Origin of the sequence: Mitsuokella sp. UBA4253, from assembly GCF_002395285.1 — a bacterium.
Taxonomy (GTDB): domain Bacteria; phylum Bacillota; class Negativicutes; order Selenomonadales; family Selenomonadaceae; genus Mitsuokella; species Mitsuokella jalaludinii.
Genome location: NZ_DGWR01000014.1, coordinates 1 through 8876, shown reverse-complemented (window position 1 = coordinate 8876; position 8876 = coordinate 1). Strand labels below are relative to the sequence as shown.

Annotated in this window: 8 protein-coding genes, 1 tRNA gene and 2 pseudogenes; 4 read left to right on the top strand and 7 right to left on the bottom strand. The window is 55.8% G+C overall.

Translation table 11 applies throughout. From position 1 onward, the window contains the following. Positions 1-5 precede the first annotated feature (5 nt). From B2X55_RS06525 to B2X55_RS06515, 3 genes are read right to left on the bottom strand one after another with little or no spacing between them, the layout of a single operon-like run. Positions 6-3077, bottom strand: coding sequence for an AAA family ATPase (locus B2X55_RS06525; protein WP_286821407.1), 3072 nt, complete (start codon positions 3075-3077; stop codon positions 6-8). Further along, on the bottom strand, positions 3074-4228 hold the full coding sequence (locus B2X55_RS06520) for an exonuclease SbcCD subunit D (RefSeq protein WP_286821406.1): 1155 nt from the start codon (positions 4226-4228) through the stop codon (positions 3074-3076). Before B2X55_RS06520 ends, B2X55_RS06525 begins: the two co-directional genes overlap by 4 nt. A gap of 54 nt (positions 4229-4282) precedes the next feature. Continuing rightward, entirely contained in the window at positions 4283-4570 is a 288-nt protein-coding gene (locus B2X55_RS06515) for a hypothetical protein (protein WP_036378628.1), read from the bottom strand. A gap of 166 nt (positions 4571-4736) precedes the next feature. Here B2X55_RS06515 and B2X55_RS06510 point away from each other — a divergent pair. Further along, positions 4737-4812, top strand: a tRNA-Ala gene (locus B2X55_RS06510). A gap of 145 nt (positions 4813-4957) precedes the next feature. Here B2X55_RS06510 and B2X55_RS06505 read toward each other — a convergent pair. The 3 genes from B2X55_RS06505 to B2X55_RS06495 all read right to left on the bottom strand — a co-directional run bounded on the left by B2X55_RS06505 (position 4958) and on the right by B2X55_RS06495 (position 7289). Then, positions 4958-6211 carry an RNA-guided endonuclease InsQ/TnpB family protein gene (locus B2X55_RS06505; RefSeq protein WP_286821405.1) on the bottom strand — a complete coding sequence of 418 codons (1254 nt, stop codon included), beginning with the start codon at positions 6209-6211 and terminating at the stop codon, positions 4958-4960. Next, on the bottom strand, positions 6183-6800 hold the full coding sequence (locus B2X55_RS06500) for an IS607 family transposase (RefSeq protein ID WP_286821404.1): 618 nt from the start codon (positions 6798-6800) through the stop codon (positions 6183-6185). The genes B2X55_RS06505 and B2X55_RS06500 overlap by 29 nt, the downstream gene beginning before the upstream one ends. A gap of 183 nt (positions 6801-6983) precedes the next feature. Next, positions 6984-7289 carry a hypothetical protein gene (locus B2X55_RS06495; protein ID WP_286821402.1) on the bottom strand — a complete coding sequence of 102 codons (306 nt, stop codon included), beginning with the start codon at positions 7287-7289 and terminating at the stop codon, positions 6984-6986. 172 nt (positions 7290-7461) lie between these two features. Between B2X55_RS06495 and B2X55_RS10835 the strand changes: the two are divergent. The 3 genes and pseudogenes from B2X55_RS10835 to B2X55_RS06480 form a co-directional block, all read left to right on the top strand. Continuing rightward, positions 7462-7542, top strand: a pseudogene (locus B2X55_RS10835) (hypothetical protein); the annotation flags it as partial. A 46-nt stretch (positions 7543-7588) separates the two neighbouring features. Then, positions 7589-8022, top strand: a pseudogene (locus tag B2X55_RS10875) (transposase); the annotation flags it as partial. Beyond that, on the top strand, positions 8019-8360 hold the full coding sequence (locus B2X55_RS06480) for a LysM peptidoglycan-binding domain-containing protein (RefSeq protein WP_286821401.1): 342 nt from the start codon (positions 8019-8021) through the stop codon (positions 8358-8360). The pseudogene B2X55_RS10875 and the gene B2X55_RS06480, both read left to right, overlap by 4 nt. Positions 8361-8442: 82 nt before the next feature. Here B2X55_RS06480 and B2X55_RS06475 read toward each other — a convergent pair. After that, positions 8443-8876, bottom strand: a 434-nt coding sequence (locus B2X55_RS06475) for a flavin reductase family protein (RefSeq protein WP_286821399.1), incomplete at its 5' end; no start/stop codon positions are given.

Here is an 8876-nt window from a genome sequence, read left to right as displayed (position 1 = left end):
CGTCCTCAACTTTCTGCCGTACCGAGCTCAAAGTGAGCCGTGCTGCCGCCGCTCTTCGTCTTCGTGACCTCGAGCCTTGCCGGGATGCGGCTCCGGAGCTCCTCGACATGCGAGATGATGCCGATGAGCCGGCCGCTCTTCTGCAATTCAAACAGGGCCTTGAGCGCGACGTCGAGCGTCTCGCTGTCGAGCGTGCCGAAGCCCTCATCGATGAACATCGTGTCGAGCCGCACACCACCCGCACAAGCCTGCACGACATCAGCGAGGCCGAGCGCCAGCGAAAGTGACGCGAGGAACGACTCACCGCCCGACAGCGTCGCCAGGGGGCGCGCATACCCAGAATAATGGTCGAAGATCTCCATATCGAGGCCGCCCTGCTGATTGGCCCTCTGGCGCTGCCCGGCGTGCAGCTCATACTGGCCGCGGCTCATGATGAGCAGGCGCTGGTTGGCCATCTCCATGACATCGTCCAAGAGAGAGTGCAGCACGTACGTCTGGAAGGAGACGCGGCTGCCCGTCTTGCCGCCCGCGAGCTCCGAAAGGCCCGTGATGCGCGCGTATGCCTCTGTGAGCGCGCCGCTCTGCTCGCGCAGGGCAGCGAGTTCCTTCTTACGCTTCTGCCACGAGCGCAGCACTGTCTCAGCCGCAGACGACTCGCGCAGAGCCCTCTGCCAGGCCTGCTGCGACGCACGCGCATCATCTTCAGCCGCCGCGAGGTCCGGCTTCTTCAAGTTCTCGATCGTCTTCTGGCAGGCAGAAAAATTCGTCTGCGCCGTGTGCAAGGCCTGCTCGTGCGCAAGGAGTTCCTGGCGCACCTCGTCGCGGTAGCGGGCATCGCGCCAGCTGCCCTGCAGTGCCTCCTCATAAGCCGCCTCATCCGCAAAGCCCGCCTGCGCCAGGCGCTCAGCAAAGCCCTGCTGCAGGTCTGCGGCCTGCGCCTGACTGCGCAGGAGTTCTTCGCGCTTCGTCTTCCACGCCGACTGCGCCGCATGGTAGCGCGTGTCGAGGTCGTGATAGTCCCGTTCAGCCGCCGCAGCCGCCTCTTCTGCGGTCTGCCATGCCTTCTCGCGCTGCTGGTACTGACGCATGAGCGCCTGAGGCTCTGCTGGCAGTTCCCTGCCCGCAAGCTGCTCCTGCTTATCTTGCACGAGCGCTGCGGCAGCCGCGGCCGCGGCAGCGCTGTCGGCAGCCTTCCGCTCGAGTCCAGCGCTCTTTTCCTTCAGCAGGGCCTCGCTCTGCTGCCCACGCTCGATTGACTTCAACAGGCTGTCATGCATCCGAGCGGCCTCTTGCGCATCCCGCAGGGCGGCTCGGACCTTGGCCAGTTCTTCAGCCAGCCCGGCTGGGTCTTCCCCATCGAGCTGCTTCACCAAGGCTTCTGCCTTGGCCTCGGCAGCGGCGAGCTGGCCGGCCTTCTCCTGCGCTTTGGCCGCAGCAGCCTGATACTGCTGCTCCAGTATGCTGACGTCTCTTTCCTTCTCCTCGAGCATCCCATCCGTGACAACTTCAGTCACGGATTTTGCAAGATCTGGATGGTGCGTCGCGCCGCAGACTGGGCAGGGCTCGCCCTCCTCGAGGTTCTCGGCCAGCAGCACGGCACGCGCCTCCCTGGCCAGTTCGCGCAAGTGCGCGAGCTCAGCGCGGGCTGCCTGCCAGGATTTCTCTGCTGTCTCAGCCGCTCTCGCTGCCTGTCCATGGCTGGCCGCGGCTTCCCGGACGAGTGATTTGCTCGTTGCGGCGGCGGCGGCTTTTTCCTGCTCGGCCAGGAGATTCTGCTCCCTGAGCTTCAGCGAGTCGATGGCCAGCGCCTCTTTCTGCAAGGCTTCAGCCTGCTGCTCCTGCGCCTTGAGCTGCTGCTCCATCTCCGCGAGCCTCTGCTTGGCCGCGGCGGCTTCCTGCTTTCCCTTTTCGCCCGCGGCCTGTTTGGCGGCAGCGTCTCTCTTCGCTTCTTCGAGCTCCTTGGCGACCTCCAGCAATCCCTGCAATACGATGAGCGTTTCGCGCTCGGCATCATGGGCCGGTTTCTGTTGCTGGACCGTCTCAAAGCGTTCCTTCGCCCTGCTGCGTGAAGCTGCGAGCTTCATCCCCTGCTGCCTGAGCGCTTCGAGGTCCTGCCCGCGCGTTGCAGCATCCTGTCTGGCCGCCTGCAGCTGCTTGGCGAGGTCTAAAAGCGCCGCGGCGCGGTCCGCCCTGTCGAGCAAAGCCTTCGCCTCCGCATCCTTTGGCACAGTATCCTCCCATCTCTTGAGCTCATCTGCCGCCCTGTCGGCCTGCATGAACTTCGCCATCGTCTCGCGCGCCGCATCGCGCTCTTTCTCGCTCGCCTCCTTGCGGGACTGCAGAGCCGCCGTCCGGTCGGCAAGAATTGACGCCTGCTGCTCTCGTTCTTTGAGCAAGGCCGTGAACTCGGCCTCATCCTTGGCATCAGCCTCGGCGAGGTACAATCTCTGCTTCTCGGCGATGCCTTCGTATGACTTGCTGACTTCCGCCGCCTTCGCCTTGAGCTTGTCTTCGAGCTTCTGGTAGATCTCCGTGTTGAACAGGACCTTCATGATCTCCTTGCGCGCGCTCGTGTCGGCCATGAGGAAGCGGCGGAACTCACCCTGCGGCAACAGGACGACCTGGCGGAACTGCTTGCACTGGAAGCCGAGCAGGCACACGATGCGCGCCTGCACCTCGCCATCGCGCGTCCACGACTCCGCCGCGCGTCCATTCTCCAGGCGCTCTAAAAGGACCTCCGGCGCCTGCCGCGCCAGTCCCTTGCCGCGCTTGGCCTTGCGCATGTACTCTGGATTGCGGCGGATGTGCCAGTGCGTGTCACGCACGCAGAATGTCAGGTCGACGTAGGTGTCATCCTCCGGCCCCGCTTCGCGGTTGCGCAGCATGCGAGGCGTCCGCGCCTCCGTCGCTGCCTCACCGTAGAGCGCATAGCAGATGGCATCAAAGATGCTCGTCTTGCCCGCGCCCGTCGCTCCGTGGATCAGGAAGAACGGCTGCTCAGAAAGAACGGAGAAGTCGAGGCAGACTTTCTTCTGGTACGGCCCGAAGGCACAGATGGTCAGGACTTCTGGCTTCATTTTTCATCCCTCTCTTCCCGGTAAATCTCCTGCAGACAGCCGTGGATGATGGCCTGCTGCTCTTCTGCGAGCGGCTCTCCCGTCATATCCTCGTAATACTGGGAGAACAGCGTCTCCTCCGTGAGCTTCAGCACGGCCTGCCCCTCCTGCTCGCGCATCGTACCCTCGCGCTGCAAGTTCGGGTAGAGCACGTGCATGAGGTTCGGGTAAATGGCCTTGAGCTTGTTGAACACATCGAGGATGATGCCGCGGTCCAAGAGCTCAACCTCGATGTAATCGTCCGACTGCGGATACGCCGCGCGGTCACCCTCGATGTCCGCGAAGAGACCGCGCACGCGCCGGACGTCGTGCGGCGGCACGAGCGGCACGAACTGCTGTGTTGCCTGGCCCGTGCCATCGAGGTCCACGAGGATACAGCCCTTTTTCTGCTCGGCTTCATCAAACGAGTACTTCATGAGCGAGCCGCTGTAGCGGATGTGGTCGGCCCCGGCCCGCTGCGGATTGTGCAGGTGGCCGAGCGCCGTGTAGCAGAATGGCCGGAAGATACTAGGACGCACATTTGACGAGCCGCCGACAGCGAGCGGGCGCTCCGAATCCGAGCTCAGGCCGCCCGCCAGGAAGGCGTGTGCCACAGCGATCGAGCGCATATTCCCCGCCCGCTTCGCCAGGCTCCTTTCAATCACTAGCTCATGTGCCTGCTCAAAGTCCAGGGCTTTCTCCACGCCAAGAGCCGCTCGCACCGAAGCTGGCTCCATATACGGATAGAGGTAAACGGCAACCGGGCCGAAGTCATCTTCAACGACAACCGGAGCCATCTCGTCATCCAGGCGCCCGCGCGCAAAGATCCCCGATGCCCGCATGAGCTGGCTGCCGAAGTTCAGACGCGACTCACTGTCGTGATTGCCAGCGATGTAGAAGACCTTGATGTGCATCTCTGCCATCTTCATGAGGAATTCGTCAAAGAGGTCGACCGCCTCGACAGGCGGCACGCCGCGGTCGTAGATATCCCCCGCAATGACGACAGCATCCACCTTTTCCTCCTGCACGAGCGGCACCAGCTGCCCCATGATGATCTCCCGCTGATCCGCCGTCAGGTGCATCCCATGGAAATACCGCCCGAGATGCCAGTCAGCCGTGTGAATAAAGCGCACATGAATCCCTCCTGCTCTATGATTGATTCTCTATCCTCTTGCCGGCGCTGTGCCTCACATATTCTTGTGCATAACGTACTTGTCCGTCGCTGTGTCGAGCATCTCCTGCCACGATGAGAATTTCGTGGCCTTGCGGACCCATGCGTCCATCTTCTCCTCCGGCAGCGCCTCAAAGTCTCTCTGGTTCTCGATCTTGAAGCGGCTGCCCTGCAAGAATTTCTCGAAAGTCCGGAAGCGCGTGTACTTGCGCATGAACGAAGTGTCGAACACCTCATTGAAGTCGACGAGCTCCGGCATCGTCTGATGCGGCAGCTGATAGAACCCAGTGATCTTGATGGCCATATGAACTCCTCCTGATTATCCTGTATGTAGCATTGACTCCATTGTACCAGAAACATCACTGAGAAAAAAGTTTCGGCAAGGGCTGCAAAAATCTGCAAAAAAATGCTTGACAGATACATGCAGCGTCTATTATAATAATATCTGTCGTTAGCGGTAACGCGAAGACGGGGGCATAGCTCAGCTGGGAGAGCGCTTGCATGGCATGCAAGAGGTCAGGAGTTCGATCCTCCTTGTCTCCACCATTCAGAAGTCAGAGGTCAGCAGGAATCTAAATGATTCGGCTGGCCTTTTTTTGTATCTACAGGTTTATCGACGTTATATTTATTATAAATACCAAATAATGATATTCGTATTTTTAATAAATTGCGCTGTTCACTCTTTCTCGCATCAGGCACAGCCGGAGCCGCGGCGAGCGCTCATCGAAAGAGTTACTACAGCTGGGCGTAACGCTACGCCCTCTATCCCGTCTGCGTTCACATTCGGGAATACTTTTCTCATGATCTGGTAGGCACCGTTGACATCGGCATTGATTTTCCGGCCATTGCTCGCCTGGAACAGGCCGCGATGAACACGGCGCGATTTGTCATAGCAATCTTTGGTCGGAGCCTCGCCATCCAAGAATGAGGTGCCGCTCGTATAGCTTTCTTCCGTCAGCACGACCTTCATGCCGATTGATTCGGCCTTGTACTGGAGCATCTGGATAAAGCGGGCGAAAGGCAGCTGTATGAAGCTCTGGTTGACTTTGCGCCCAAGATTCACTTCCTGTTTCCAGCCCTTATTCTTGCCGATGATCAGTACCGATACATCCTGCCCCGCGCACAAGTCGATGACCTTGCGACTCGCTTTGTGCAGGTAATCCTCGACCTTGCGGTTCCGCTTCGCTGTGAGCCGCGCGATTCGCTTCGATGAATGGCGTCCATTCATCCGCTCACAGATGCTCCTGCGCTTGGCCATCTGCTTGTTGTAGTACTGGTTGACCGACTTGAGAGGCGTCCCCTTGAAAAGGACAGGGCGTTTGCCTGTATTCCATGCCAGCGCCGCGAGATTGTCGATGCCGATGTCGATAGCGGCATATTTTCCATTGTCCGCTTTCTCTTCGACCTCGGGAATCTCATAGACGAGTTCTATGCAAATCTCTCCGCCATGCGGGATGATGCGTGCCTGTTTGAAGACAGCATCAGGCTGACCGACAAAGGCGGCCTTTACCGTGAACCCTTGGAAAGTCCTGGGAAAACGGATGATTCCGTCCTTGAGCTTGCAATTCTGGTTCGTCAGGACCAGCGGGAAATAGCCGTCCTTCGGCTTGTACTTCGGCAGTTTTGGCCGTCCCTTGTACTTCTCGGGATGGGCCTTCCAGTCCTTGATGGCCGCGAAGAACGATGTCCAGTTCTTATCTAAAATGCGAAGTGTCTGCTGCGCCGTCTGCGCAGTCGGCATCTCCCGATAGTCGGGGTACTCTGTATCAGCCTTCAACAAGCGGTCGACTTCGCCATAGCGCAGCCATTTGCCATCTTCGAGGAACGCCTGGCGGATCAGGAAATTCCCATGATTGTAGAGATTCTTAGAACGATGGCAGAATTCGCGCAGCATGGCGTAGAACGGTGACGAGGGTTTAAGCCGGTGGTGTTCCACTCGTTTCATCATCCGCTATCGCCTCCTTGATCTTCCGCAGTCTTTTGCGATTGGAATACAACTTCATAGAGTAGCAATGCAAGAGGCTCACGATTTCTTCAAAGATTTCCTGCGAGTCAATCGTTTCGGAGCCAACCTCGCTCATCACGACAATCTCACAATTGTACTTCTGGAACAGGTAGTAGAGCAAGTCGTAGCCGACGCGCGACAATCTGTCCTTGTACGTCACGACCACGCGCTCGACACGCCCTGCAAGGACATCGTCCAGCAGGTCGAAGAATCCCTTTCTCTTCTCGAAGCTGATACCGCTGGCGATGTCTGAGAATACGCCATTGATGGTGTAGCCATTTGCAAAGCAGAACTGCTTGAGCAGCTGGATCTGGTTCTTGAGGTCAGGTTTCTGCTTTGGCGTAGAGACACGGGCATAGATGTAGGTCTTGCGCTTCACGTCCTTGTTGAGGAACTTGTAGACATCTTCCTCGTTGTAGTCATAGTGGCCGTTCGGCATGACATGGACACGGATAATCCCTGTCTTGACGTACTTCGTGAGTGTCGGCCTAGAAACCTGCAAGATGCGAAGAACATCTTTTGCAAACATGTGGACTCCCCCTTCTCTACAGATAATTATAATATATTTTAATATAATCATCTATGTATTTTATGTCGTTAATTTTATATTTTTACTATATCTCTATTCCCCCTATGTCTAAGCAGCACAAAAGCCTTCTGCGCCGTTTTCTTTTTAAATATTATAAGATACGACACAAAAGGCTTTTTTCCTTTATTTTCTTGCTCTATTTAGTAATTTTTTATAAATTTCTGGTTCATTATAGTAGATATCGAGGATTTGTTCCTGCCATCGATACGCAGGTTCCCAGCCGGTCTCTCCATCTGTCAGACCGTATTCAAGATGTGCCATCTGCAAACTTATGCCATTCTCATTGCGAAACTTCTCATCGATATCATAATGATGTCTTGCTGCGCGGGCACGCAATTCTTCTGAGACAGACGCAATTGCATCAGTACGCGAGATTTTACCAAACTGTACTTGAAGCAGCCCATCCAAAAGCACCGCTGCCTCTTCCATGTCCCAGAGTATCCTCTTCATGACTTCCGCCTTCTTCCTCAACACACGAATAACCTAACAGAGTAAGTTTATTGTCGATGGATTTACAATCTAAGTGCAACAGCTCCTAGACAACCAAATTAAAACGACACATAGACTTCTTTGCTATAATGGTGTTTGAAAAGAACTACCTATAACAAAAGGAGAGCCTCTGTGCCACTACGCACATCTTACACCATTTGAGCGAGAAAAGATACTCTTTTTTCTTGCTGAGGGCAAATCCATCACGGAGATTGCCCATCTGCTGAAGCGCAGCAAGGAAATGGCGTCACAAAAAAGGCAACGAAGAACATCGTGGCAAGTTCGTCATATCGCACCCCATCGAAGATCGTCCTGCCAGTGCAGCGAACCGTTCCGTCCGTGGCCACTGGGAAGCGGATGCCGTGGTGGGCAAGCAAGAAAAGGCATGCCTCGTCACGCTGGTGTACCGGAAGAGCCGGTACTTGCTTGGTGGAAAAGCCATAAACAAAACCGCCGCTGCCGTCAACCTCCACACCATCCATGGGAGCGCGGGACCAATGAAAACACCAATGGCCTTTTACGGGAGTTCTTCCCGAAAGGCAAGGACATCACGGATACGCCAAAGGATTACATCCAACGGAAGTACCATGAGTTGAACCTGCGCCCTAGGAAGTGCCTTGGCTACAAAACACCATATGAGTTCTATTTCTCAAAGGTGTTGCACTTAGCTTGACAATTCGCCTGTTAAAAGATATCGGCGCAGTGATGGCTCTTTATCCGACCCCAGTAACGGTGGTCGAGACCGTGGATGAACTGGCGCAGGAAGTGCTGGACGGCAAATGGGGAAACGGAACTGACCGCAAAGAACGCCTCACCGCTGCCGGATATGACTATTCTGCCGTACAGGCAAAGGTCAATGCTCTGGCGAAAAAACAGGAATCCGCTCCGGTCTACTACACCGTAAAAAGCGGTGATACCCTCTCCGGGATTGCAAGGAAGTACGGCACCACGGTTTCCGCAATCCAGAAGCTCAACCCGACACTTATCAAAAAAACGTCAACCTCATCCTGACCGGCTGGAAGATCAGAGTGAAATAGAATACGGGTGTGTTAACATCTTTACTGATGATAGCGCACCCGACATTTAGTTTTGCTTATTTTTTCATTAAGCTCGCTCCGGCATTCCACGCCTTTCCGACCTGTTCTCCGGAAACATAATAGCCGTGCTGGAATTGGTCAAAAATCAGTGCCTGTAGCTTAGACGGATCAACTTTTCCGTTCTCAGATAACACTCTTTCCTCGGCAGCCGTATTGATGATCTTTCCAACGATACAGTAGAAGCTCTCGGTTTCGCTCACCTCTGCCAGTTCACATTCCATGACAACGGGGAATTCATCGATGATGGGTGCATTAACGAATTCGCTCTTTACTGCTGTATAACCGGTGCGTTCAAACTTATCGTTCATTTTATTGCCTGTAGCAATTCCAAAGAAGTCAGCAACATCCATGTGCTCCTTATCGGCAAGTGCTACAGTGAAAGCCTTTGTCTTCAGAAGATTCTGCGTGGTCTTGTGCTCCTCATCAATAA

Coding starts and splice junctions, on each gene's coding strand:
- B2X55_RS06495 (WP_286821402.1), bottom strand. CDS start 7,289: ATGGAAGAGGCAGCGGTGCTTTTGGATGGGCTGCTTCAAGTACAGTTT.
- B2X55_RS06505 (WP_286821405.1), bottom strand. CDS start 6,211: ATGAAACGAGTGGAACACCACCGGCTTAAACCCTCGTCACCGTTCTAC.
- B2X55_RS06515 (WP_036378628.1), bottom strand. CDS start 4,570: ATGGCCATCAAGATCACTGGGTTCTATCAGCTGCCGCATCAGACGATG.
- B2X55_RS06500 (WP_286821404.1), bottom strand. CDS start 6,800: ATGTTTGCAAAAGATGTTCTTCGCATCTTGCAGGTTTCTAGGCCGACA.
- B2X55_RS06525 (WP_286821407.1), bottom strand. CDS start 3,077: ATGAAGCCAGAAGTCCTGACCATCTGTGCCTTCGGGCCGTACCAGAAG.